The organism is Altererythrobacter sp. (genome assembly GCF_050299635.1).
Lineage (GTDB): Bacteria > Pseudomonadota > Alphaproteobacteria > Sphingomonadales > Sphingomonadaceae > Erythrobacter.
This window is the reverse complement of sequence record NZ_JBNKWF010000006.1, coordinates 31,825-56,210: the sequence shown is the minus strand read 5'-3', so window position 1 is coordinate 56,210 and position 24,386 is coordinate 31,825. Positions and strand designations below refer to the sequence as shown.

The following is a 24,386-nucleotide window of genomic DNA, read 5'->3' as shown; positions in this document are numbered from 1 at the left end:
GACTGCAATATGCCGAGTTGGTGCGGTTCGAGCTCACAATGGGCATCTCGCCAATGGTTTTGCGGTTTCTCTATCTTGGATGGCCAAAGATCGGGCCGGTAGCGGACAGGCGGATCAAAGCGGAAGCCCCTCAGGCAAATTCGGGATCAGGCTAGCCCGGATCGTTGCCGGCAGTTCCATAGCATTGATAATTCGTGAAAATTGTACCTGTCAGGCGCTGATAGGCAAGGTGGGCCAACGCTCGCTGATGGTGCCGCCTTCATAGATCGCGATATCGCCAAACTGCAGCAGCAGCGCCTCGCTCTGGTCGGGGCGATAGAACACCGTGTCGCCGGGCTGGAGATCAATCCGGTGCGATCCGGTCAGCAGTTCCTGGTTCGATGAACGACCGAACAGCGAGGAATATTGCAGCCCCGGAGGGGAGACGGGTTGCGCCAACCAATGGCCGCCATGAACGAAGAACCCGCGCTCCGTGTTACGGTCGAACCAATGCATCGGGCCTGACAGCGGTTCGATCCCTGGCAGTTTCATATCGCCGTCACGCTTCAGAACGGGCGTAGCGATGAAGGCCGCGGCGGTGAGATCAGCCAACTCATCATAATCGAAATCGCCCGGCTTTACGAAGGCAGAGCCGACCGAGACTTCGTTCGCTACGGTCCCCCTGCAATGGCGACGGAAGGTCGGGCTGCCCGCGGCATTGAGCGTCAGCGAGCGCGGGTCAACCACTCCGGCATCGGCCAGTGCTGCAATGGCGTTGGAATAGGCGCCTTGCGACGCTTCATAGGCACTGTCGGGCGAAGGCATCTTGGGGACATGCGGATCATATCCCATCAGCCCGGCAATACTGACGTCTTCGGCCTGTGCCTTGCGCGCTGCATCTGCCAGCACAGCGGTTTCGGCGAAACCGCCGCGATGAAGGCCGACGTCAATCTCGAAGCTCACCTTCAGCGGTACGCTGCGCGTCCTGGCGGCAGCGGTATATTCTCTGAGCCGCAGCGGGGTGTCGATCAGCCATTGGACGCGGCCCGCAGTTTCGGCCCCGACACCTTCGACGACGCGGACAAACTCGCTGACCGGCAGCGGCTTGCCCATGAGATAGCTCGCCCGGGGATGAAGCGGAGCGAGCTGGAGCAGCATTTCAGCGCTGAACACCATCATCCGGTCATGCCCCATGCCCTGCATCACATGGGCAAGCAGTTGCGGAGAGGGTAGCGATTTGGCGACCACTCTTAGCGGCAGCCTGGATGCATCGGTGGTCTTTCGAATTGCGGCGATATTGGCATCGAGACGCGCACGGTCGATTACCAGTGTCGGCCGCATAAGGTCGGCCTCGCGCAGCGCCTTCGCCAGCCCGGAGAAATAGGGATCGTGCATTCCGCCTCCCATTGCTGGACGTGCCAGCATCGTACCTATCCCTGCGACAGCAAGAGTGCCGCCACCGATCAGCATGGTCCTGCGTGAGAGCTTAGGCATTGCCGAATACCTTCAAAAGGAAGGGGTTGAGCATCCGGCCATGCGGGTCGAGCGATTTGCGCACCGCCATCGCCTCTCCGAACATCGGATAAAGTGCGGCCAGTTCGGGCGCAGCGAGCGAATGGAGCTTGCCCCAATGCGGCCTTCCGCCCGCCTCGCGAAACACCGGTTCGATCAGGCGGAACATCCAGTCATGCGCTTCCTTGTAATAGGCATGGACCGCAATCGACCCGCATTCCCGCCCATAAAAAGGTGAGAGCCAGGCATCGTCAGGCGCGATGATACGCGCTTCGATCGGGAAGAAAACATCCTTCGCCTCATGCTCGATCCGCGCGATTACTTCGCGCAGTGCAGCAACCTGATGCTCGATCGGCAAGTGATATTCCATTTCCTTGAACCGCACTGGCCGCGAATTGGCGAGCAGTTTCCAACCCTCGTCGATGGCGATTTCAGGCGGGGTCTGGTCAAGGAAATGCGCAGCAAAGCGGCGGCGCAGCGCCGGGGTGAACTCGAACATGTCGCGCAGGCTTTTCAGCTCCATCAGCACGTCGGTATCAGCATCGGGGCCGCGCGGCATGACCGGCTCGGTCGTGACATCATGGGTCACCAGCGCCGACTTGCCGGTGAAAGGAAGAACAAGGAATTCGGCATTGCGATGCTCGCTGGCGAGTGTGGGCCAATCATTGAGCATGGTCTCTGTATCAACCACGCGGACCGTCTTCTTCACCCGGCTGAGAGGCCAGTTCTGCAATGTTACCTGGCTCAGCACGCCAAATGCGCCAAGCCCGACGCGGGCGGCGTTGAATACCTCTGGCCGCTCGTCAGGGCTGCATTCGATCACGGAGCCGTCAGGTCCGACCAGTCGCATGGCTATGACGCGGCCATGAAGCGCAGGCACCCCCTTGCCGGTGCCGTGTGTCCCCGTTGCCAGCGCCCCGCCAAGCGTCTGCTTGTCGATATCGGGAAGGTTGATCATCTCCTGCCCGATGCCCGCCAGCGCGGGGCCAAGGGCGGAAAGCCTGGTGCCCGCGCCGACAGTGGCGGTAACGGACTCGCCGTCGCTTTCGGCGATACCACTCAGATGGTCCAGCGATAGCAACGTACCTTCGGTCGGGACGATGGCTGTAAAGCTGTGACCCGCGCCGACAGGGCGGATCGGTGTTGGGACGCCAGGTAGCAGCATCGCCAGTTCCGCTTCGTCAGCGGGTGCGGCGCGGCGCGCGGGATAGGCGTGCTCAAGGCCCGACCAATTGCTCCAGAGGGCGCGGCCTTGGCTATCGATTGGCGGAAGGGAAGCGGGTTCGCGATCACGCCATGCCACACGGCCAGCCAAGCCACCGGCACCCACCGCAATCGCTGCAGCCGAACCGAGCAGGATATTGCGCCGCGTCGTCATTGCTCATGCCCTGCCATGAAGCGGATGAGCGCCTTGAGATCCTCTGGCGTGCATTCGAAGCATTGTCCGCCCGCAGGCATACCCTTGATCCCGCCCATGGCGCTGGCGAGCAACGCGTCCTCACCCTTGGCCCAGCGCGGGTTCCAGGCTGCCAGGTCCCCGGTGAGCGGAGCTTGCGCGTCCTTGACCGTGTGGCAGGCCTTGCAAGAACCTTCGTAGAGTGCGGCAACGCGCGGGTCGGACGGGTTGAGGGCTGCGCTTTCCGCTTCGGTCAGCGGTGGCGGCGGCATTTCGGTATCCCCGCAGGCCGCGAGTGCCATTGCCAGCAAGGGTGCGCATGCACGCATCGTAGAATCCCTCCAAAAACCTCTTGCAGTTTTATAGTCATCGCTATATTTTAAGTCAACGGCAATTCAGATGGCGCGAAAACCCACCCAAAAGCGAGCAATCGCCACCTATGAACGGCTTCTCGATGCCGCCGGGGTGCTGTTGGAAGAACTGGGTGTAGAGCGGATTTCGACCAATCTTGTCGCCGAACGCGCCGGGGTAAGTCCGCCGACACTCTACAACTACTTTTCCGATAAATATGACCTGCTGGCCGCACTTGGTGCGCGGCTGATGGAGCAACAGAACGCGCTGGTGCTGCTCGATCCTGAACAGGATGAGGCAGCGCTGGCGGAATCGCTGGTCGAGCATGTGCGGGTCACGCTGGCGCATCCGGGCGGTCCATGGGTGATGCGGATGTTGCGAGCTGTGCCGCAACTGGCGAAGGTGCGTCTGGCTTCGCACCACGCCGTTTCATCTCAGCTTGCTGAGACGCTCCTGGAACGCGATCCCTCGCTGGGCCGCGCCACTGCTGAACGGCGCGCGCGACTGGCAGTCGAGTTCGGCTATGCTGCCATCGAAATGGTGTTTGACGAGGACGGACAGGATACTGACGCGATCATGCGCGACACCGCCAGGACCATCCGGGCCTTGCTTGGCTTTACGGCGCTCGAGCAACCCTGCCGCATGAATTGACAATCAATACAATCGACACCGGCGATGGGTGCTGCAAACTTGCAGCCTGCAAGACGAACAGCCTTGCAATCAGTAGATCGAGAATATGATGATTGAGGCAATTATGTTCCAACCGACATGCGCGGCTATAGGACCTGCGAGACGCATATCCCGCCACCAGTAGATCGCGCTCAACAGCAGCCCGCCGAAGAACCCGGTATCGACGATGCCGGCCCAGCCCTGATAGCCATGGCTGAGGGCGAACAGTACGATCACGATGGCGGTGGCAAGTACGCGAGCCGTCGTGCCCGCTTTAAAGGCAATCGCGATACCGCCGAGCAGCAGCCCGCGGAACAACAGTTCTTCGCTGGTCGAACCGAGCAGCGCGAGCAGCAACATGCCGAAAAGTCCCGGGTAGGTCTCGCCGATCTGTGCGGCATTCGCCACGATGTCGCTTCGCCCCGCTCCGCCAGTCGCCGGAATGATCACGGCAAACTGCACTACTGCAAACAGGACGGCAATCATCAGCCCGACGAGGACATCCGACCGGATGCAATGCGAAGTCCACCCTATCTCCGCAGGGCGAATACCCGCGAGTCGAAGTGCCAGAATAATGACGCCGCCGCCGAGGATGAGCTCCGCCGCGCCAAGCATTGCGAAACGTGTCCCCGAGGTCAGTCCCCATACACCAACCAGAAAAAAATCTGCCGCGATCGCCACTGCGTACCACGCGAGGAGACCGAACAAGATGGCTGCAAGCTGACGAAATCTCTTCATAACTGTGTTGCATGAGCATAACACAGAGCGGCAAGCAACCCACGAAGGAACTTCAGCGACTTCAGAAGGTACACCTCCTGGGCCATTTGCAGGGCTGGTCAGCAACATCTGGCAATTGGCGATCACGCGCTTCCTGATGGGCGCTGGCGAAGCGACCAGCACCGCTCCGGCCAATTCGGTCATCGCCGACTATTTTCCGGCAGACCGGCCATCGTCTGAAAAGTGCCCTGGGCTGATCTTACTCAGCCCTTCTTTCCCTCTGAATTAGCACGTTGCGAACTATCTGGTCGAGAACAGTTCCCAGAAGCTCCTGCTGCTCGACACCGATATCTTCGAGGATCGCTTGAAGATATTCCCTGCGCTTCTCGCGGATCGTTTCAAACATGCCTGTTCCATGAGCCGTCAAGTTAAGAATAAACCGCCTCTTGTGGTTCTTGTCAGCTTCGCGGGAAACAAACTTCGCATCCTCTAGCTTCCCAACCGCACGGCTGATTTCCGCCCGGTCAATCTCGGCCGCACGGCCGATCATGCTGGCGGTGCATGGTCCTGAAATGCCGATGAAGGCCATTACTCGCCACTCGGCAAGTGAGATGCCAAACTCCTCGCCCAGCATGCGCGCAGTGTCGCGGTCGATCATCTTCGCGAGCAACAGGAGGCGGTGCGACAAGTGCTCGGTCGAGAAAGCATTCCAACTCTCTGGCAAATCCATTTCGCTGGGGTGACTCCCGCGAGATCAAAAAGCAAGCCGGATAGTGTTGACTAATCAACTCTTATCGGCGCATAGGCATGCAATGACCGAGCAGCATCCCTTCATGCCTCGACTGGAACACGCCTTTTCGATCTCGATCGAATTGTCGCGCCCATTCTGGGTCAAGCCGACCAGCAGGGGAGAAACGCGTGCTGCGATTTACGCTTCATCGGGGGTAGTCGAAGGCCCGAGACTCAATGGCCGAGTGATCCCGATGTCAGGCGGCGACTTCCCGCTGACGCGTGACAACGGCGTGATCGATTTCGACGCACGCTATCTGCTCGAAGCCGACGATGGCGCAATCATCTACCTTGAAAATCGCGGCTATCGCTGGGCACGCAATACGGAGATTGCGGAAGCCATGCGCCGCAATGAAGACACTGCCTTCAACGACTACTACATGCGCGTCACGCCGAAATTTGACGCACCGGCTGGTCCGCACGAGTGGATGTCCAAACACGTCTTTGTGGGCGTGGCGGAGAAATTGCCGGGCGCCAATCGCATCCACTACTTCGTCGTGTTGTAATGCCCGCGGATCGCCACGAATGGATCACTCGCCCAGGTGTCGATCCGTTCAGCGCACCTCGCAAGCCTCCATTGCCCCCTGCCGAATACGATCGGCGGATCGAACAGGGCCTGATGATCGAGCGCAATCGAAGCATCACCCTTCGCGACGGGACCGAGATATACTGCGATCTCTATCGGCCGATGGATGCTCAACGCGATGTTCCAATCCTCCTGGCATGGGGCCCCTATGGAAAGCACGCGCTGAGCAACGACGTCTTTTGGCCGCGATCTGGCGTCGATCCGTCTTGGCTTTCAACGCTCACTCCTTTCGAAGGACCAGATCCAGTGTGGTGGGGCGCAAGAGGCTACGGTGTGGCCGTTGTCGATCCGCGTGGGGCGTGGCTTTCAGGAGGCAACTTCCATCACAATGGTGCCCAGGAAGCGCAAGACTGCGCCGATACGATCGAATGGCTAGGTTGCTTGCCCTGGGGCAATGGGCGTGTGGGAATGAGTGGTGTCTCCTATCTCGCAGCGATCCAGTACTATGTCGCGCCATTGCGACCCGAACCCCTTGCAGCGCTGAACCCGTGGGAAGGTTTCTCCGACTGGTACCGCGAGTTTGCCTATCATGGCGGGATACCCGAAACGAACTTCCTGCCGCGCGCATCCGACAACATCCGTTTTTCGCTCAACCGGACCGAGGACACATGGGAAAACGCCCAAGCGCACCCGCTGTTCGATCATTTCTGGCAATCGAAAGAACCGTTGCTCGAAGCGATCGTCCAGCCTGCCTATGTGGTGGCGAGTTGGTCGGACCAGGGATTGCATCTGCGCGGCAGCATTGAAGCCTGGCGGCGGATGGCAAGCAAAGACAAATGGCTGGACATCCACGGTCAAAAAAAATGGGCGCACTATTACCTCGACCAAAGTCGCAAACGCAGATTTGCATTCTTCGAACATTTTATGCGCGACAGACCAACGACGGTCGAAAGCTGGCCAAAAGTCCGGATCGAAGTCCGGGACAGCCACGGCACTGCCTGCGAACGCGCGGAATCCGAATGGCCGCTGGCGCGCACTATCTACCGTGAGTTCTATCTCGACACTGCCAGGGGGACGCTTTCCATCGAACCTGCCGCACCCTCCGAGTTGCGCATGGATGCAGTCGAAGGCGTTACCACATTCGATCTGCGCTTCGACCAGGAAACCGAGATCACTGGACATGCTGCGCTGACCCTCTGGGTCGAAACTGAAAGCAGCAACGACATGGATCTGTTTGTCGCACTGCAGAAGCTCGATGAGCGAGGGAATGAAGTCGGCTTCACCTTCTACGCGTTCTACGAAAACGGGCCGATCGCGCTTGGATGGCAGCGTGCGAGCCATCGAGCGCTCGACGACTTGGCATCAACACCCGAAAGACCAATCCATCCCCATGATCGAGAGCAATTGCTCGAACCAGGAGAATGTGTGGAGGTCGCAGTGGAAATCTGGCCCTTTTCCACCACCTTCAAGCCCGGGGAAACGCTGCGCCTAGTGGTAGCGGGAAGCGATATCTATCGCCCGGAAGAAGGTGTGATGCTACCCTTCCCACTGCACGAGAATACGCGCAACAAGGGCGTGACCATATTGCGAAGCGGTGGCCGGCATCCCTCCCGCCTCTGCCTGCCATTCGTACCGCCACAGGAAGGCGCATGACGAGCCTTGCCGATTGCAGCACCGGACGTGTCATCCAATGACATTCCCGATGTCACCCACCTAGACCTCGGCTAAGATCAATGGTTTTGTTGATGGGCCAACACGAAGGTGAAAGAGCTATGTCTGACAGCCCACGAGGCTCCGCATTGCGGCTCATATTCCTGCTCAAAACGATCGCTTCCGGGCCGCACCATTTCTTGCTTGCGGAACTGGCCGAGTCGACGAAGCTGCCAAAGAGCACTCTGCACCGCCTACTACAAAACCTTGTCCAGACGGGCCTTGTCGAACGGGGCCGCGGCCAGAGCTATCGCCCGGGCCGTGAACTCTATCTTCTCGCCTCCCAGCTTGTAAGTCGCTTCGACCTCGCGCGCAGCGCCCAGCCCTTCCTTCATGCGCTGGTGGAGAAGTGGCAGGAGACCGCCGTAGTTTGCGCCTACAGCCCCGCCGACCATCTGGCGACCATTCTTCGCACCGTACAAACCGACCACCCGCTTCGCTTTGCTGTCGAACAAGGCTCGCGGTTCGAACTTGCCTGGGGCGCATTGGGTCGCTCCATGCTGGCCTTCCTTTCTTCCGGCGAGGTCGAGGCAATCCTGCGCGAGGTCAAGACCGGCCCGCTGAGCGGGAAACCGCGGCCGCGGAGGGAAGAGATGCAAGATATCCTCGAGGAAATACGGCGCGACGGATATGCGCGATATTTCGACGGGGGGTTCGATATCGCTGGTGTAGCTGCCCCAATTTTCGGTGCTGACGATGAAGTCTTGGGTTGCATAGGCATGACAATGCCAAGCAGCCGCTTCCAGCCGGATCTGGAAGACGAACAGGCCCGATCAGTCCGGGAAGCCGCCCGCAAACTGAGCGAGATGGCGAGGATTTGCTACAGCTAGGACGACTGCCTCCAGTCGTTACAATTCCGTATTATGGAATTGTCTTTCGATAAATCGGAATCAAGTTGACTGTTGATCTATCAACATGTCCAATCGCGCGACAACGATCCAAAGTTCGAATCTTAGGGGAGGATTACGAATGCGTTTTTCGACATCCGCATTGCATTGGACTGTGTCTTCGGTTGCTTTGGCGTTCGCTGCGCCCACGCTGGCACAGACAGACGAGACCGATGATGACCGTGCAAGCGAGATCATTGTAACGGCACAATTCCGTGAGCAAAATCTTCAGGATACGCCGATTGCAATTACCGCGCTCAATGCTGAAATGATTGAAGCACGTGGACAGGAGGCGCTCGATGAAATTGGCACTTCTGCCCCCAATGTGACGCTGCGCGAAGCGCCTGCCACCTACGGCCCGGCTGTTGTCGCATACATCCGCGGAGTCGGTCAGCGCGACACGACATTTGCGCTGGAACCCGGTGTCGGAATCTACATCGACGACATCTATTTCCCGACACTGCACGGATCGATGATCCAACTTGTCGACCTCGAACGGGCCGAAATCCTGCGCGGCCCACAGGGAACGCTGGCGGGCCAGAATTCGATCGGCGGCGCAATCAAACTCTACTCGAAAAAGCCGACGGGGTCGGGCGAAGGATACGTGCAAGCGACCTACGGTTCTTACAACCGGATGGAACTGCGCGCAGCGGCCGACTTTGCTCTGGCCGATGGATTGTTCGCGCGCATCTCAGGCACTGGTGCGCAAAGTGATGGTTACATCAAGCGCTATGATTATGCCTGCTCGCATCCGGGCACTCCGATCCCGACGAGCATCAAGACGCCGAGCGACAACTGCAAGCTGGGGACCAGCGGCGGCAAGGAATATCTGGCCGGGCGGCTCGCGTTGCGCTGGGAACCTAGCAGCAGCGTCACCGTGGATCTGGTCGGCGATATCGTCGAAGACGATAGCGAGACGAGCGCCAGCACCTTGCTCTATGTCGGAAGATCGGCCGCTCCGGGTACGGATCTCCCCGGCTCCACCACCGCTCCAGCATATGTCCTGAATGGTGTACAATACGGCACAGCCGCCGGGTCACCATTCATCTCATATTCCCCTTACGGGAACTATGCGCTCGATAGCTTCAGCAGTAGTCCGTACATCAACTACGAGAATTTTGCTGACCTCAGCCCTCGAGATGGCAGCCCTCCCTATCAGGCACCACTCACTGCGGCAGTCGACAGTTGGGGGCTGTCACTCAACGTCGCTATAGAGTTGAGCGACAGCCTCAACCTGACGTCGATCACGGGATATCGCGAGTATGACGGGCTTTATTCCACTGGCGAAGGTTCACCCTTCACCAACACCAGCCAGATAAATCGCATCTTCAACGAACAATTCAGTCAGGAACTGCGCCTGTCCGGAGAGATCGGCGACGCGTTCAATTTCACCATCGGTGGCTTCTATTTTGACAAGAAGAGCCGCAATGCATCTTACATTGGCCTCTCAAGTTTCGCGTTCACCGAAGAAAATCACATTCCGGCAGAGACGATCGCAGCCTTTGCCAATGTCGAAATTCGGCCCACTGACAGCCTGACACTGGTTGGCGGCGTTCGCTATACGGATCAGGAGAAGACCTTCAAATACGGTCGCTTCGGCGTGCCCGGGTCTGACGGTACGCTCAACGGATCGGGCTTCCCTCCCGGCTCCCCCGGAACCGATGGTGCCGCTCCATTCCAGGTGGCCCCGCTCAACGGACGCGAAGAAACTTTCAAGGGAGATCGCTTCGACTATCGCGCGGTGGCTCAATACCGGTTCACCGACGATATGATGGGCTATGTACAGTTCTCGACCGGCTTCAAGGGAGGAGGCATCAACCCCCGCCCCTTCTTCCCGGCTCAGGCTTTGCCGCACAACCCGGAAACCCTCGATGCCTATGAAGTCGGCTTGAAGAGCAGCCTGTTCGACCGCAGGTTGCGATTGAACGCCGCCGCGTTTCTCAACAAATATAGCGACATATTGGTTACAACCAATGTCTGCCCTTTGCCTGGCGCACCGCCTGCACCATGCGCCCTGCCGCTTAACGCGGGCAAGGCGGACGTAAAGGGCTTTGAGCTGGAGTTGAATGCCGAGCCGGTCGACGGCTTCTTGCTGGATGCTTCGCTCGCCTATCTCGATTTCGACTACAAGAACATCAACGAGGTCGCGGCGACGTCCGGTATCGGAATTGAAGACAACGGCCAGTACATCCAGCAGTGGCAGTGGTCGATCGGCGCGCAATATGTCCTTGATCTTGGCGATTCAGGAACATTGACGCCGCGCATCGATGTCACCTTCGAAGACGATTTCGATCGCAACGCGAACAATGTGGACGCGGCGACTGGTTCAAAGGACATCTTCGGGCACATCGACAGCCGGGTGCTTGTCAATGCAAGGCTGAGCTATCGTTCACCGGGCGAGGATTGGGAGATCTCTCTCGAAGGAAAGAACCTCACCGACAAGCTCTACTACACCGATGTCTTCGACAATCGCGGCTCGACGCAGTCCATCCAGGGCACGCCCGGCATGCCACGGACTTTTGCGGTGACGCTGAAGTATCTCTTCGGCCGGTGAGGACAAAGAAATCGCTATGACCACGACCACTCAAATCAGGACCGGCGGCACGATCGTCGCCGGTCTGCCATTTCCTGAGTTCCGGCACATTGCCGTCCAGCCAATGACCGGCGCATGCGGTTGCGAGATATCGGGCGTCGATTTGCGCGAACCGCTATCCGATTCCGTGCTCGAAGAGGTGATGCAAGCGTTCAACCATTTCGGGGTGATTGTCTTTCGCCACCAGGACATCACTCCCGAACAACACAAGGCCTTCTCCAGATACTTCGGCGAACTCACCGAACTGCCGCAGGCTCCAACCTATGGCAATCACGAGGACATGCAGGAAGTACGCCGCGAGGCGGACGAGCCCGACAGCGTCGTGCCGAGCTTCGAGACCTTCCATGTGGACAGCCCATTCCTGCCGCGCCCGCCCAAGTGCATTATCATGCGTGCGCTCGACGTCCCACGCTTCGGCGGCGACACCGCGTTCTCAAACGCGTATCTCGTCTATGAAGATTTGTCCGACGCGATGAAGGAACTGCTCGAAGGGCTTCAGGTTGTCTATTCGGGCAAGCACATCTGGGCCAATAACGAGAAGTTGCCACCCGAACGAAGGCTTCGGCTCCGCGATCACCACCAGTTTACAGAGGACCAGCTCGAAAGCGCGCATCCTGTCGTAAGGGTCAACCCGGAAACAGGGCGCAAGGGCCTCTTCGCCACCACTTCCTATTTTCAGAGGTTCGTCGGCTGGTCGCAGGAAGAAAGCCGGGTCCTGCTCGATCATCTGCAGGGCCTGTTCCAGCGGCTCCATTACCATTGCCGGGTAAAATGGGAGAAGGATACGCTGATCGTCTGGGACAATCGCTTCACCTTGCATCGCGGCGTGCACGATTATGCCAACGAGCGTCGCCACCTCATCCGCACCACTGTTATCGGCGAACGTCCAATCGGCCCCAAAGACTGAGGCGGCCGGAATGAAGACGAGCGAGGCGATCGCCGAAATTCTGCGCCGGGAGGGAATCGATACTCTGTTTGCCTATCCACGCAATGCGGTGATTGAAGATGCTGCCAAGGCGGGCATCCGACCGATCATCGTGCGGCAGGAAAGGACCGGCCTGCATATGGCCGATGCCCTAAGTCGAATGACGCGCGGCAGGCGTCTTGGTGCTTTTGCCATGCAACACGGCCCCGGAACCGAGAACGCATATGGCGGAGTAGCCCAGGCCTTTTCCGAAAGTGTGCCGATCCTGGTGATGCCGATGGGGTATGCGCGGCGCCTCGCGCATGTTCCCGGAAACTATAATGCCGCGCGATCGATGCTCGACATCTCCAAGAGTTGCGAGGCACTGAATTTGGCGTCCGAGGTTGCACCTGTGCTTCGGCGCGCCTTTACCGCTTTGCGCAACGGGCGCGGCGGTCCGGCTATAGTTGAGCTGCCCTGGGACGTGCTGGCAGAAGACGTTGGCGACGATGTCGACTACCGACCGGTTGCGACGTCGCGCTGTGCGCCCGACCCGCAATCTATCGATGAAGCCGCACGATTGCTGGTCGAGGCAAAACGCCCTGTGATCCATGCGGGACAGGGCGTGCACTGGGCCGAAGCCTATTCAGAGCTCAAGCAACTGGCCGAGCTTCTGGCCGCACCCGTTTCGACCAGCCTCGAGGGCAAGAGCGCATTCGACGAGACCCATCCGCTTTCGATCGGATCCGGCGGAGCGGCAATACCCGGCCAATTGCGCCATTTCCTCGATCGTTCCGATGTCATCCTCGGGATCGGCTGTTCATTTGCTGAAACTGCATTCGGCGTCTCCATGCCACAGGGAAAATGCGTGATCCACGCAACGCTTGATCCCCGTGATTTCAATCGTGGTGTCGAGTGCACAGTGGCACTGGCAGGCGATGCCAAGCTGACCCTGGCCGCACTGGTCCAGGCGGTACGCAGCCGTCTGGCCGCGACCCGTGACGCTACCGAAGTCGCTGCGGAAATTGCAGACGTCGAAACGCAATGGATGAAAGACTGGCTGCCTCTGCTCGAAGCGGAGGACGCGCCTCTCTCCCCTTATCGCGTGCTTTGGGACCTCCAGCACACTGTCGATGTCGCAAACACGATAATCACCCATGATGCCGGCAGCCCGCGCGACCAACTCAGCCCATTCTGGAAATGTACGCAGCCGCTAACATACATCGGCTGGGGAAAATCGACACAACTCGGCTATGGTCTGGGGTTGGCAATGGGAGCAAAACTCGCCTGCCCGGATAAGCTTTGCATAAACGTTTGGGGTGACGCCGCAATCGGCTTTACCGGCATGGACTTCGAGACTGCCGCGCGCGAAAGATTGCCCATTCTTTCAATCCTGCTCAACAATTCGGCAATGGCGATCGAACTTGATGTGATGCCCGAAGCAACCGAACGATTCCGCGTCACGGATATTTCGGGCGACTATGCAGCTTTCGCCCAGTCGCTTGGCGGGTACGGCGAACGCATTGAAAAGCCAGAGGACATAATCCCGGCTATCCGCCGCGGGATTGCCGCCGTCAAAAGCGGGACACCGGCACTCCTCGAGTTCATCACTGGGAAGGAAAAGCGTGCAAGCCGCATCTGACAGCGTGGTCGCTTGTGAGGAACAGCAAGGGCATTCAGCCTGGCCTTGGGCGGCCAGCTGGCCGCTCGCAATCCTGACGCTGGTCTCGGTCTTCAATTACCTCGACCGTTCGCTGCTTGGCCTGGCGCTCCCGGCGATCAAACAGGAAATGGAAGTTTCGGATACAGCGTTGGGGCTGGTTTCTGGCCTTGCATTCGTGGTGATTTACTCCCTCGTTGGAATACCAATCGCCTGGGCTGCCGACCGCTATAACCGACGCAATATCATTGCCGCCGGTCTGGCGTTCTGGAGCATCATGACCGCAGTCACCGGGCTGGTCAGCAACATCTGGCAATTGGCGATCACGCGTTTCCTGATGGGCGCTGGCGAAGCGACCAGCACCGCTCCGGCCAATTCGGTCATCGCCGACTATTTTCCGGCAGACCGCCGCCCGCTTGCCCTCGCGATCTATGGAACTGCGGCGACCATTGCCTACGCCATCTTCTTTCCGGTCGCGGGCTGGATCACGGAAAACTATGGCTGGCGAACCATGTTCATGGCTGCTGGCGCACCAGGCATAGTCATCGCGATCATGTTCGTTCTGACGGTGCGCGAACCGCCTCGGATTGCCAAGCCTGAAACGAAGAAGGTTTCTGCCTTCAGTTCAATGGGGAACGATTTGGCCGGATTGTTCTCCAACCGCTGCTTCGTCTGGATCTTCGCGGGCGTGACATTCATGGGAGCGAATGTCTGGGCAGCGGGTGCCTGGACGCCGACTTTCTTTGCGCGCGTCCACGATATGGGCATGGGCCAAGCCTCAGCCATCATCGGTCCGGCAAGGGGAATTCTAGGGGCTGCCGGCATTCTGATCGGCGGGATCCTGGTCGATCGGATTTCCTCTGCTCACCTGCCTTGGCGCATCGGCGTGCCTGCCATCGCCTGTTTCCTGGTCGGCCCCGCAGAAGCCCTTTTCCTGCTAGGCGATACTACGTCAATGTGGTTCCTGGGATTTGCCCTCACCAGCTTCTTTACCTTGATACACCAGGGTCCGATCTACGCCGCAACCGTCAATATCGTGGGGCAACGCCGACGCGCGCTGGCAATTGCGGTTATCCTTCTGGGGGCAAGCCTGGTCGGCAATATTGTTGGCCCTAGCGCGGTCGGGATTCTCAACGATCTTCTCTCGCCGCACTACGGTGATCTGGCAATCCGCTATTCCATGCTGGGCATTGCGGTGACGCCGGTCCTGTCCGCATTGTGCTTCTGGCGAGCGGCTCACTATTACCCTCAGTATAACAGGAAGGATTCATAGCGACATGAGCCGTGGCCTCTTCCTCAGCTCGGATTAGAGCCAAGATTCGCAAGAAGCGCGTGCACAGGTGGCGGGCCGTCGAAAAGGCAGGCGAGATACCTCTCCAACCTCAAGCGATCTCTCGATCAGTTCCAACCCCCGCATGTCGATCAAGCCTTTCCAGCTCTTCCAGGATGCACGGTGTCACGTCGCGATGGGCGTTGCGGCCGATGAACAGGTCCATATGGCCATAACCGGGAATAATCCGCTGTCGGTATAGCGAACTGCCATTGTGATCCGACAGCCACACCCGCGTGCGCTGGCCGCTTTCGGGATAGAATATCTGGTTGGTCGCACCAGACAGGAATGTGATCGGCAGGGCCAGGCGGTGCGCGGCGGCTTCATCGGTATAGACGGATTGACCATCCGCATTGACCGCCAGCCCCTTGTGCATGATCGCCCCGAGCTGTTTGAACGGCGTAAGCGAGACGCGGCTGAACATGCTGCCCAGCGCCAGATGCGTGTCATGGCCCAATTGGCGATGGTCCCAGCTGGGGCCGAAGACGCCGAATACACGGCGGCAGGTCGGGTTCTTGCAGGCCTGACCTTCCGGGACGGGAATCTGATAGGCGACGGCATCGATCTCGTAGTCGGCCTCGGTTCCCTGGCTCACAAAGTCGATATGCCCGTCCAGCAGGGAAATCTGACCAAGCATGTCTGCAACGCCAAGATCGGCCTTCATGTAGTTGAGCCAATCGGTCACCGGATGGAGAGTGAGCTGCGAACTGATCAGCGACCGGACGTGCTGGACCCAGCCAGCGCCAATGCCCATCAGCAGGCTCATCGAGCCGACGCAATGCGCGAGCGCCTGTACGCTGTCTGCACCGGTGACAGAACGGATTTTCGAAACCGCCGCGGGCCAATCGTAGCGAGCGATGTCGTCTATGGTGAATTCCGGCGGGTGTTCAGTGTCATTGCCCGAATCCGCGCTGGCGCGATAATCGAACAGCCACACATCATACCCTTGCGCAACCAGGCTTTCGGCCAGGTTCTCGTCCACCGTGGGGGTGGCAAAGCTCGATGCCCGGACAGAGAAACCCGGTGCCAGAACCAGGGGGCCGCGCGCGCCGCCGCGATAGCGGGTGAGGCCCACATTTACCCCGTCAGCGGTTGGAACGACATATCGTTCGGGCGGCGGCAGGCGCAATTCGCGCAAGCATAGGGACTTCGCCTCCTTGCCCGCAAAATCGTTCAGCGTGGCCAGCATTCCGCCATAAGCGCGAAAAACCGTCATCGCGAAGAACCCTGCGAATTTGGCCACGAAATAGGTTTCGATCGCCTTGCGTGCGCGCGGGACGAGATTGACGATATGGCCCACCAACGTATCCGCATCGTGCACGGCGATGGTGTTCAGCTGGTGCATGAACGCCTCTATTCCCAGCTTCAGCACGCCGCGCCCGATCAGCGCGCCGCTCTCGTCCTCGCCATGGCGCAAAGTGACGAATAGAGTCGTCAGATCGGTCCAGGGATCGGATTTTCCGCGCTGTTCCAGAGTCTTGAAGCCATGGAAATGGATCGGGCCGTCCGGCCCTTCCAACACCATGTCATAGAGCATCTTCCAGCTTTCTGCCCGGTCCGGATCGGCGATCAGCAGGCTGAAAGTGCCTTCGCGAACCGGCAGCGGATCGGGCGAAATGGCGCTCACACTCACCTCACCGGTGATGCGAGCGCGGTGTTGCGGATCGTCGATCATGCGGTGAAGGTTGTCTGTCGTGACGGTGAGCTTGAAGCTGCACGCGCCGTGCTCGGCCTGCCCCCAGGCCGCGCCGTTGACGTAATCGTCGCGGATGCGTTCGGCATGGCCACAGGGTCGGTGGTGGCAGCCGGTAGCGCTAATATGGCCCGCCATTGTCTCGGTAAAGGAAAGGCCCGGGCTCATCGCCTCGGGATGTTCTTTCACCAGCTTGCGGATGGCGGCTGCGCCATCTTCAATGGCCCCGCTTTCGAAGTGCTTCGCCGCATCGACAACGGCGTTGGCGATAGGCCCGATGGCGTGGCCGCCAACCCATTTGGCCACCGACAGTTTCAGATGGTCGACATGCGGAATGGCCTGCGCTTCAGCCGCTGCCTCTTCTACGGGCACCTCTTGCGGCAGCTGCGTTTCCTCGCCCAGAGTGTAGTCGATCGTCCAACCTTCGCGCTGCGCCAGCATTTCCACCGCGCGTTCGGCCACGGCGGTGATCGTCAGCAAGGGATTGACGCCCACTGCACCGGGGATCGCGGCACCATCGCAGACATAGAGGCCATGATGGACTTCGGTGCCGTTCTTGCCCGCGAAGACGCGGCAGCTGTCATCGACGACGCCCGAAGTGGCATCGTCACCCATGCCGCAGCCGCCGATCGGATGTACCGTCAGGAGTTTGCGGCCCATCTGGTCAGACCACAACGGGTTAGAGAAATATTGTGCCTCGATCGCCTCTGCCGCCTCGCACATGCTGTCGTCATCACGGCGGAAGGTCCGCTGTTCGCCCACCTTGGGCCAGTGAATGGCGATCCGGTCATCCTCCAGCGCGAGTGAACCCCCGGCATCATCCACACTCATCACCAGATAGGTCTGCGTGCGCGCCATTGGCCCCTTGTAGGCCCAGTCCGCTATGCTCGCGGGATTGGTCTGCAGTGCTTCGCCCATTGCCTTGGCATCGAGCAGGCGCGGCTTGACCTGATCAAACCCGAAACGGGTAAAGCCATCTGCCAGCGCCTCTCCGAAGAAGAACGCCGGGGCCAGTGCGGTTGCGAGGATACCGGGCGCGACGCCTTCCTCGATCACTCGCCCCTTGGCCGGATCGTCACTGTCGCGCATGTCGATAATGCCGGTGATGCAGGGGCCGGGATAGACCTCTGGCGAGACATCCGATGTGCCGACACCCATGGCGTAAATCGGCCCGGCGGTGACATTGTCACTGTCCTTTTCGGCCTTGAGATAGCTGTCATAGGCGAAGCCGAGCGCATCGCCATTGCCCGAAAAGCCGGTTCCCAGCCTGTCAGATACGGACAGCCCTTTTTCACGCGAGCGCAGCAGGATCTCGGTCGATCCCAACGCGCCTGCGCCCAGCACCACATGGTCAGCGGTGATGCAAAGCGGCTTGTCCGATGTATCCTCACCATTGCGCGCAATGTGAACGCGCCAGACATCTCCCCTATCACCCTCGACCCGCTCGATCCACAGCACTTTTGCGCCGGTGAAGATCTCAGCCCCGTGATTGGCGGCATCGGGCAGGTAATTCATCAAGGTGGTGTTCTTGGCGCCGATATTGCAGCCCGAAACGCAATCGCCGCAATTGTTGCAGGCGGGCTGCGGAACGCCGAACCGGTTGGTCTTGTCCTCGAACGTGACGTTGATCGGTGTCTTGTAAAACCGCCGACCCATGGTCTTGGCCGAATGTTCCAGCGCTTCAAGCTTGCCCAGCTTGGGGTGCGCATCGGGATAAGCGTTTGGCGCGAGCATTTCGCGCGCACGCTCGTAATACGGATCGATGGCGTGCGGATCATCCCTGAAGACAGCGGGCCAATGGGCCTGATCCAGTAAGCGCTTGTCCAGCTCCAGCGAGACATTGGCGTTTATAAGCGACGTTCCGCCTAGGCCGCAGCCCACCAGCGCATACTGATCGTCATTCACATGCACTTCAAACAGCGCATCCGGCGATCCGATGCGCCCGCCCTTGACGTTGAACTGCATGGCCCCGCGTGCGTCCGATAGTTTGTTCGGAAATTCGCCGGGCAGTATTTCCTTGCCGCGCTCGAGGACGCATACGTCCTGTCCCGCCCGTGCCAGGCGTGAAGCGGCGACACCCGCGCCATAGCCGGAGCCGACGACGAGCACAGTGTAATGCGATTTCGCCTGGTCAAGATTACGTGCGATGCGCTGATGCACGAAAGGCTGTTGCTGGGTCATCATGCTGCCTCCCGCCGCTCGGTATTGGAGCGATCAAGCATCTGACGCACGCGTTTATCGGCTTCTTCAACAATGCGGGCGTGGACGATGCGCGAGAAATCGGCCCAGTGGGTGGATGCGCGCTCCACCGCTTCGGCGGCCGTGGCGGCAAGACAATTCAAGCGCCCGCTGCCTTCGACATGCACCGGAACCATTTCACCATCGGTCGGATCGTTGAACAGCCGCAACGAAGCGACTTCCAACTCGTCCGACACAAGCATGGCTGCACAGCCTTGCACCGGCATCAGGGTCGGCTCGTCCAGCACCCAGCCGCCCGTATTGAAAATGCCGACGGGTACTTCGTAGCCATCCACCAACAGCTCGTCCTGAAACGGTTTGTGGGTATGTCCGAAAATGAATGACAGTTCGCGCGGCATCGCTGCCAGCTCGTTTTGCAGTTCGCGCGCCAGTGGTGTGCCGAGATACCAGCACAGATCGTCGATCTCGGCCTCTCCCAGCACCTGCCCATAGCCGTAGCGTTGCCGTTCGGCGGCACGCCCTGCCGTCAGATCGACGGCGGCACGGATCATATTGTCCAGCGTAACCCCGTATTTGAGAGGCATAGCGGGATTGATACCAAGCTTTGCGTGAAGGCCGCCAGTGATGCGCCGCGCGATGCTTTCAGCCAAGTCATGGCTCGCCCCGGCGCTCAGCATCGCCTCGTAAAGCGATCCCGCCTCGCTGCCGATATCGCCCGCACTGCCAAGGTCAGACCACAGGAAATCGATCCACGGGCCGTTCTCCTGCTCCAACTGCCGCATGGTGCCGGGAAGCGGCTCGCCGTCGCCGAGGAAGGCCCGCATATTGGAAAGCGCGCGATACATCCCATCGAGATAGTGCCCGTGATGCATGACGACGGCGCGCCCGCTCGCGCTGTCCGAAAGTCCCCAGTTGGGGTAGGCCATTCTGACCGACGCCCCCTGCAAGTGCGGACGGTGAGCGATGAGTGATTCCACCAGGCGGCAATGGAGTGACGGCGTTCCGAAGATGTTTGTCACCGCATCGAGATCACCGGGAATCGCTCCGTTCTGAAGGGCCGAAATGAAGCCATGGTCCTGCGCCATGCGCCACAAATGATGGTCATGATTGCCCGCGATATAGATGATCTCGCGGTCAAACAGGTCGGGGCCGCCAACAGGGTAGAAAGCGTCCAGAAGCTGGAGAAAGCTCCTGGAAACGTCCCCGAATGGCGACAGGCCCAGGTCAAGCGCATCGCCTAGCAGCACCAATTGCGGCTTGGCCTGACCGGCCAGTGTTTCGCGCAGACCATTGGCAAAGGCCGCCAACACTTCCGACGGGCCATCGGCGATTGCGCCATTGCCATGGACATGGGTCAGCAGGCTGTCGCGCGCGCCAAGGTGAAGATCGGACAGAATGACGTGGCGAATGCTCACGAGTGATTCTCCAGACATGAGTAAAATGCATCGCGGACGAGCTTCTCGCGCGGGTCGTCCCATTTTCCGGTGCCCAGCCTGTTGGTGATCCAGGCGTAGGCGACGCCATCCTCCGGGTCGCAAAAGGCGAGCGAGCCGCCCACGGCGAAGCTGCCGAAGGCACTGCGCGTGCGGGCATATTTCCAGGCGTCAAAAGGTTTTTCAAAGCCGTAGGAATAATACATCTCGGCGGTCAGGACCTGGTCCTTCAGCCCTTTGCGCGGAAAGCGATGGCCTTCGGCAAGGTTCGCCATGACTTCGGGCTTGATGCCCAACCTTTCGCCGCCTCCAGCAAACACGTTGTATAGCGCGGCCAACCCGCGCGCCGAGGCCATACCGCCAGCCGCACCCTGCCCGGCCCGCCAGAAGGCTTCACAATCGAGCGCACCTGGTCCTTCAAGGATCAGCGGATTGTTCAGCGTTCGGAATGGAAGCGTTCCGGGCAGGCACATCTCGAACGTGAGCGGCCAGGGCATTGTGGTGTGATGGATGTAGAGATCCTGCATCCCGAACCCCTCAATCCGCGCGATACGATTACGGTCGAAAGTGTCGGGCAGGCCGATGAATACGTCTTGCCCAAGCGGGCCGGCAATTTCTTCGGCGAAGAATTGAGGCAGGCGGCGTCCCTTGGGATCGCGGCGATGAATCAGCTCGCTGACAATCCAGCCTAGCGTATAGGCGTGGTTCCCGGCGAAGTCGCCCGGCGTCCAATTGGGTTTCTGGCCGGCGATGGCCGCGCAGATCGCCGCTTCGTCGCCAATATTCTCAAGGCTGAGCTTGTAATCGATCGCCGCAAGACCGGCCTGTTCAGACAAGGCCTCCCCCACTGAAACTGTATCTTTGCCATGTGCAGCAAACTCGGGCCAAATCTGAGCAACGGTTTCGTCATAGGCGAACAGCCCGCGCGAGACCGCGACTGCTGCGGCCATTCCGGTCAGGCCCTTTGTCAACGAATAGACCAACGCGATATCGTTGGCGCCCCATAGGCGCTCAAGCGACCGATCCTTCCAACCGCCATGCAGATCTACCAGTGTTTCGCCCCGATGCATGATAGTGCAGGCCGCACCGAGCGCTTGACCGGACAAGATCGAAGCCTGGAAGGCGTGTGCCACCGGCTCGAACCCGTCGGCGACATAGCCGCCCGTCCATGCCTCGGAATCAGTGTTCTCCGATCCAACCTGTGGAGGCGAACGGCCCCATAGCTGCATTGTGATGCCCCCTACACACGCATCGGCAAGAGGCCTCGCGTTCCGTCTCCATCGGCTACCTATGAATGGTTAATTGCCAGTTTAGGACGAATGGGAGACCGCCGAAGCACGAGGAAGGGCAAGACTGGCGGCAGGGTCAAACACTTGTGAGGTCTTGGAAAAATTCGTCACTGGCGGGCGCAACGTAAAGACCGACTTAACCTTATCGTCCTATCCAGCCTGGAACAGGAGCGACAGGGGTCGATGCAGACGCAAATTCTTGGACTATTGGCACCGTTGATGGCGCTGTCCTTCGCAGCGACATTCGCAGTGCTCTGGAAGGCAGGTCGGCTGAGGCGCCACGTGCTCGGCTATGCCATTGCCTATCTTCTGTCTGCGCTTGGATTCCTGTTTACCCATTTACTGCCTGCCGACACATTCTACGTGTTTCATACGACGCAGGTATTCTACAGCCTTGCCTCGGTGGTCATGCTGGCATCCGTCTGCGAACGCGCAGGGCAACGACTTCATTTGTGGAGCATGGCGGTCATTTACCTGATCAGCGCCTTGGTGCTGGCATTGGCCGTTCACCTTTCCAGCGACGTTGCCCCGCGACTGGTCATCGTCAATATTGGCTACGGCGTCATGTTCGCCATGGGCGTGACGACGCTCCTTACAGCTCGGCGTCGAACGCTCATCGACATGGGGATCATCGCGATCATAGCGTATCAGGCCCTCGATTTTCTGGCGAGGCCCACTGTGAGCTTGCTGTTCGAACGGTCCATCCCGGCGGAGGTCTATCGCGATTCGATCTATTACTCCCTGATTGGTCTCGCGCTCGGAGTGAAAGGCGTGAGCTTGGCGCTGGTATTGATCGGTGCGTCGATCGCCGAATGGACTACAGAATTGCGCGAAAGCAGCGAGCGCGATGCCTTGACCGGATTGCGGAACAGGGGTTCGTTCGAACAGGTCATGCGCAGCCTGCTTACACGTGCACAGATCGAAGGACGCTCGCTCAGCCTGGTGGTCGCCGATATCGATCACTTCAAGCAGGTGAATGACATTTGGGGGCACCAGGCAGGCGACCAGGCGATCTCGGGCTTTGGCGAGCTCATTGGAAATATGGTGCGTGGGTGCGACACGGCCGGCCGGATCGGCGGAGAAGAATTCTGCATCGCGGTCTGGAATTGCGATAATGAACCGGCCCATCGGTTGGCCGAGCGCATCAGGCTGGCATTCGCTGGCCTCAAACATTCCGGCCTGAATGACGATATCCGCCTGACTGCAAGCTTTGGCGTGGCAACGGCGCACAAAGGGGAAACCTATGAGCAACTCTTCGCACGGGCCGATGAGGCGCTCTACCGAGCGAAGTCAGGGGGCCGTAACTGTGTCGAGAACGCCGAGGAACGGCGCCGGAAAGAGGTGAGCTCTGATCCAGTTCCGGAACTGATTGATCTGGAGCGCGTCGCGGTAAATCGATAGTCCGACAGTTCCCCGTGCTCAGGGCAGAAGGGTTGCCACCAATATCGAGCGGGCAAGTGCCTGGTGCATAATCGCGATTGGGACGCCAGATCCGGGTCAGTTCGTTGACGGCCCAAAATCGGACTTTCAAAGCCCAAGGTCAGGCTCTGCGTTTCGTCTCGACCCACTCGGCATCCTGCAACAGATTCAATTTAGAGCGTTGCCCGTCTCACGAAAGACCATGCGAAAATTTCGAGACCGCGCATTTGCTGAGCGGCACGTCGCGTCCGCTGCAAATAGATGAAATTTTTGGGGGTGCGCTTGCTCTGACTTAGCCGGCTTTGCCAATCGTTACGCCGTTTCCCTGATGACCAGCTTCGGAGGCAGAATAAGACTCTCGGAAGAATTCCCGTCCAGTCGCCTAAGCAGCAAATCCACCATTCCCCTGGCACCAGCGGCAATGTCCTGGTGGATTGTCGTCAGGCGGGGGCTGGTCTGGCTGGCAATCGGAAGATCGTCAAAGCCAACTACCTTCACATTGTCAGGAACCGCGACCTTGCGCGTCTGGAGTTCCCGCAGCAAGGCGAAAGCAATGGTATCGGTTGCAGCAAACACGCCATCTGAATTGCTGAGCACCTCGTCGAGTTGCGAAGCAATTTCACTACTGATGCGGTCAGGTGAAAGATGGATGGTAAAGTTCTTGATCGGTACTGCAAGCCTGCCGGCGGCTTCCTGAGCTCCGGCATAACGAGCGGCAAATTCCATCGCGCCGACATCGCCCAGGAACGCGATACTCGTGACCCCGGCCGCAATAAGCCGCTCTGCTGCGAGTTTACCGCCCAAGCGATTGTCGGTGCCGACCACGCAGTGACGCTGCCCTTCCTGGTGGTTGCCCCAGACGACCATGGGCAAATAGCCGTCTGCTACATCCTCGATCCGGTCGAACTGATCCGACTGACCGATGACGATGAGACCGTCGATCATACCTGACCCGATGAACTGGTCGAGCCAGTCTTCGTTGTTTTCGGGGATCACCCGCCGCAGCATGAGATCGTAACCCCTCTCGGTCAGTTCGTCAGCAAGATGGCCGAGCAACGTCATGAAGAAAGAGTCGGAAATATGCTGGCGATGGTCATGCCCCAGCGGAATGGCCACTCCGATCACCCCGGTCTTCTGGCGGCGCAACTTGCTGGCCATCTGGTTGAGCTGGAAACCGTGCTCACGCGCTAGCGCCTGGATCCGCTCCTTCGTCTTTGCATTGACGAGAGACTTGCCCGCGAGTGCACGCGAAACGGTGCCGGGAGACACCCCTGCCAATCGAGCCAGATCGGTAATGGTGCGGATAGGCTTGTCAGTCATGGTCACAAGT

18 protein-coding genes are annotated in these 24,386 nt (G+C 59.4%); 9 read left to right on the top strand and 9 right to left on the bottom strand.

Features of this window, described 5'->3' with window-relative positions:
* Positions 1-210 precede the first annotated feature (210 nt).
* From ACQY6C_RS04515 to ACQY6C_RS04505, 3 genes are read right to left on the bottom strand one after another with little or no spacing between them, the layout of a single operon-like run.
* A complete protein-coding gene (locus ACQY6C_RS04515; protein WP_427965332.1) occupies positions 211-1,473 on the bottom strand; it encodes an alanine racemase in 1,263 nt (420 codons plus the stop codon).
* Positions 1,466-2,869 carry a D-arabinono-1,4-lactone oxidase gene (locus ACQY6C_RS04510; protein WP_427965329.1) on the bottom strand — a complete coding sequence of 468 codons (1,404 nt, stop codon included), beginning with the start codon at positions 2,867-2,869 and terminating at the stop codon, positions 1,466-1,468. Before ACQY6C_RS04510 ends, ACQY6C_RS04515 begins: the two co-directional genes overlap by 8 nt.
* The gene (locus ACQY6C_RS04505; RefSeq protein WP_427965326.1) at positions 2,866-3,216 is read right to left on the bottom strand and encodes a c-type cytochrome; all 351 of its coding nucleotides are present in this window, start codon (positions 3,214-3,216) and stop codon (positions 2,866-2,868) included. The genes ACQY6C_RS04510 and ACQY6C_RS04505 overlap by 4 nt, the downstream gene beginning before the upstream one ends.
* Before the next feature lie 70 nt (positions 3,217-3,286).
* Between ACQY6C_RS04505 and ACQY6C_RS04500 the strand changes: the two genes are divergently transcribed.
* On the top strand, positions 3,287-3,889 hold the full coding sequence (locus tag ACQY6C_RS04500; protein WP_427965323.1) for a TetR/AcrR family transcriptional regulator: 603 nt from the start codon (positions 3,287-3,289) through the stop codon (positions 3,887-3,889).
* Positions 3,890-3,958: 69 nt separating this feature from the next.
* Here ACQY6C_RS04500 and ACQY6C_RS04495 read toward each other — a convergent pair whose 3' ends face one another.
* Positions 3,959-4,645 carry a CPBP family glutamic-type intramembrane protease gene (locus ACQY6C_RS04495; RefSeq protein WP_427965320.1) on the bottom strand — a complete coding sequence of 229 codons (687 nt, stop codon included), beginning with the start codon at positions 4,643-4,645 and terminating at the stop codon, positions 3,959-3,961.
* A 238-nt stretch (positions 4,646-4,883) separates the two neighbouring features.
* Positions 4,884-5,354, bottom strand: coding sequence for a MarR family winged helix-turn-helix transcriptional regulator (locus ACQY6C_RS04490; protein ID WP_427965318.1), 471 nt, complete (start codon positions 5,352-5,354; stop codon positions 4,884-4,886).
* An 82-nt stretch (positions 5,355-5,436) separates the two neighbouring features.
* Here ACQY6C_RS04490 and ACQY6C_RS04485 point away from each other — a divergent pair, with 82 nt between their 5' ends.
* The 7 genes from ACQY6C_RS04485 (at position 5,437) to ACQY6C_RS04455 (ending at position 14,966) form a co-directional block, all read left to right on the top strand.
* A complete protein-coding gene (locus ACQY6C_RS04485) occupies positions 5,437-5,919 on the top strand; it encodes a DUF3237 family protein (RefSeq protein ID WP_427965316.1) in 483 nt (160 codons plus the stop codon).
* Positions 5,919-7,592 carry a CocE/NonD family hydrolase gene (locus ACQY6C_RS04480; RefSeq protein ID WP_427965313.1) on the top strand — a complete coding sequence of 558 codons (1,674 nt, stop codon included), beginning with the start codon at positions 5,919-5,921 and terminating at the stop codon, positions 7,590-7,592. The genes ACQY6C_RS04485 and ACQY6C_RS04480 overlap by 1 nt, the downstream gene beginning before the upstream one ends.
* A 119-nt stretch (positions 7,593-7,711) precedes the next feature.
* Positions 7,712-8,479, top strand: coding sequence for an IclR family transcriptional regulator (locus tag ACQY6C_RS04475; RefSeq protein WP_427965310.1), 768 nt, complete (start codon positions 7,712-7,714; stop codon positions 8,477-8,479).
* A gap of 139 nt (positions 8,480-8,618) precedes the next feature.
* Complete coding sequence (locus ACQY6C_RS04470) at positions 8,619-11,090, top strand: TonB-dependent receptor (RefSeq protein ID WP_427965307.1); 2,472 nt, start codon at positions 8,619-8,621, stop codon at positions 11,088-11,090.
* A 16-nt stretch (positions 11,091-11,106) separates the two neighbouring features.
* A complete protein-coding gene (locus ACQY6C_RS04465) occupies positions 11,107-12,036 on the top strand; it encodes a TauD/TfdA dioxygenase family protein (protein WP_427965304.1) in 930 nt (309 codons plus the stop codon).
* 10 nt (positions 12,037-12,046) lie between these two features.
* Positions 12,047-13,675, top strand: a complete 1,629-nt coding sequence (locus ACQY6C_RS04460; protein WP_427965302.1) for a thiamine pyrophosphate-requiring protein — start codon at positions 12,047-12,049, stop codon at positions 13,673-13,675.
* Positions 13,659-14,966 (top strand): spinster family MFS transporter, encoded by a 1,308-nt coding sequence (locus ACQY6C_RS04455; RefSeq protein ID WP_427965299.1) that lies wholly within the window; start codon positions 13,659-13,661, stop codon positions 14,964-14,966. The genes ACQY6C_RS04460 and ACQY6C_RS04455 overlap by 17 nt, the downstream gene beginning before the upstream one ends.
* Before the next feature lie 109 nt (positions 14,967-15,075).
* On the opposite strand, the gene ACQY6C_RS04450 is transcribed toward ACQY6C_RS04455, so the two are convergent.
* From ACQY6C_RS04450 to ACQY6C_RS04440, 3 genes are read right to left on the bottom strand one after another with little or no spacing between them, the layout of a single operon-like run.
* Positions 15,076-18,900, bottom strand: a complete 3,825-nt coding sequence (locus ACQY6C_RS04450) for a GMC oxidoreductase (RefSeq protein ID WP_427965297.1) — start codon at positions 18,898-18,900, stop codon at positions 15,076-15,078.
* Positions 18,897-20,330 (bottom strand): metallophosphoesterase, encoded by a 1,434-nt coding sequence (locus ACQY6C_RS04445; protein WP_427965294.1) that lies wholly within the window; start codon positions 20,328-20,330, stop codon positions 18,897-18,899. Before ACQY6C_RS04445 ends, ACQY6C_RS04450 begins: the two co-directional genes overlap by 4 nt.
* Positions 20,327-21,577 (bottom strand): serine hydrolase domain-containing protein, encoded by a 1,251-nt coding sequence (locus ACQY6C_RS04440; RefSeq protein WP_427965291.1) that lies wholly within the window; start codon positions 21,575-21,577, stop codon positions 20,327-20,329. Before ACQY6C_RS04440 ends, ACQY6C_RS04445 begins: the two co-directional genes overlap by 4 nt.
* Positions 21,578-21,820: 243 nt before the next feature.
* Between ACQY6C_RS04440 and ACQY6C_RS04435 the strand changes: the two genes are divergently transcribed.
* The gene (locus ACQY6C_RS04435) at positions 21,821-23,038 is read left to right on the top strand and encodes a GGDEF domain-containing protein (protein WP_427965288.1); all 1,218 of its coding nucleotides are present in this window, start codon (positions 21,821-21,823) and stop codon (positions 23,036-23,038) included.
* A 330-nt stretch (positions 23,039-23,368) separates the two neighbouring features.
* Here the strand turns inward: ACQY6C_RS04435 and ACQY6C_RS04430 are convergent, their stop codons facing one another.
* Positions 23,369-24,376, bottom strand: a complete 1,008-nt coding sequence (locus ACQY6C_RS04430; protein ID WP_427965285.1) for a LacI family DNA-binding transcriptional regulator — start codon at positions 24,374-24,376, stop codon at positions 23,369-23,371.
* Positions 24,377-24,386: the final 10 nt, after the last annotated feature.

Bases quoted from the DNA above. Each gene is read 5' to 3' on its own strand.
- ACQY6C_RS04515 (WP_427965332.1), bottom strand. From the start codon at position 1,473: ATGCCTAAGCTCTCACGCAGGACCATGCTGATCGGTGGCGGCACTCTT.
- ACQY6C_RS04510 (WP_427965329.1), bottom strand. From the start codon at position 2,869: ATGACGACGCGGCGCAATATCCTGCTCGGTTCGGCTGCAGCGATTGCG.
- ACQY6C_RS04505 (WP_427965326.1), bottom strand. From the start codon at position 3,216: ATGCGTGCATGCGCACCCTTGCTGGCAATGGCACTCGCGGCCTGCGGG.
- ACQY6C_RS04500 (WP_427965323.1), top strand. From the start codon at position 3,287: ATGGCGCGAAAACCCACCCAAAAGCGAGCAATCGCCACCTATGAACGG.
- ACQY6C_RS04495 (WP_427965320.1), bottom strand. From the start codon at position 4,645: ATGAAGAGATTTCGTCAGCTTGCAGCCATCTTGTTCGGTCTCCTCGCG.
- ACQY6C_RS04490 (WP_427965318.1), bottom strand. From the start codon at position 5,354: ATGGATTTGCCAGAGAGTTGGAATGCTTTCTCGACCGAGCACTTGTCG.
- ACQY6C_RS04485 (WP_427965316.1), top strand. From the start codon at position 5,437: ATGACCGAGCAGCATCCCTTCATGCCTCGACTGGAACACGCCTTTTCG.
- ACQY6C_RS04480 (WP_427965313.1), top strand. From the start codon at position 5,919: ATGCCCGCGGATCGCCACGAATGGATCACTCGCCCAGGTGTCGATCCG.
- ACQY6C_RS04475 (WP_427965310.1), top strand. From the start codon at position 7,712: ATGTCTGACAGCCCACGAGGCTCCGCATTGCGGCTCATATTCCTGCTC.
- ACQY6C_RS04470 (WP_427965307.1), top strand. From the start codon at position 8,619: ATGCGTTTTTCGACATCCGCATTGCATTGGACTGTGTCTTCGGTTGCT.
- ACQY6C_RS04465 (WP_427965304.1), top strand. From the start codon at position 11,107: ATGACCACGACCACTCAAATCAGGACCGGCGGCACGATCGTCGCCGGT.
- ACQY6C_RS04460 (WP_427965302.1), top strand. From the start codon at position 12,047: ATGAAGACGAGCGAGGCGATCGCCGAAATTCTGCGCCGGGAGGGAATC.
- ACQY6C_RS04450 (WP_427965297.1), bottom strand. From the start codon at position 18,900: ATGATGACCCAGCAACAGCCTTTCGTGCATCAGCGCATCGCACGTAAT.
- ACQY6C_RS04440 (WP_427965291.1), bottom strand. From the start codon at position 21,577: ATGCAGCTATGGGGCCGTTCGCCTCCACAGGTTGGATCGGAGAACACT.
- ACQY6C_RS04435 (WP_427965288.1), top strand. From the start codon at position 21,821: ATGCAGACGCAAATTCTTGGACTATTGGCACCGTTGATGGCGCTGTCC.
- ACQY6C_RS04430 (WP_427965285.1), bottom strand. From the start codon at position 24,376: ATGACTGACAAGCCTATCCGCACCATTACCGATCTGGCTCGATTGGCA.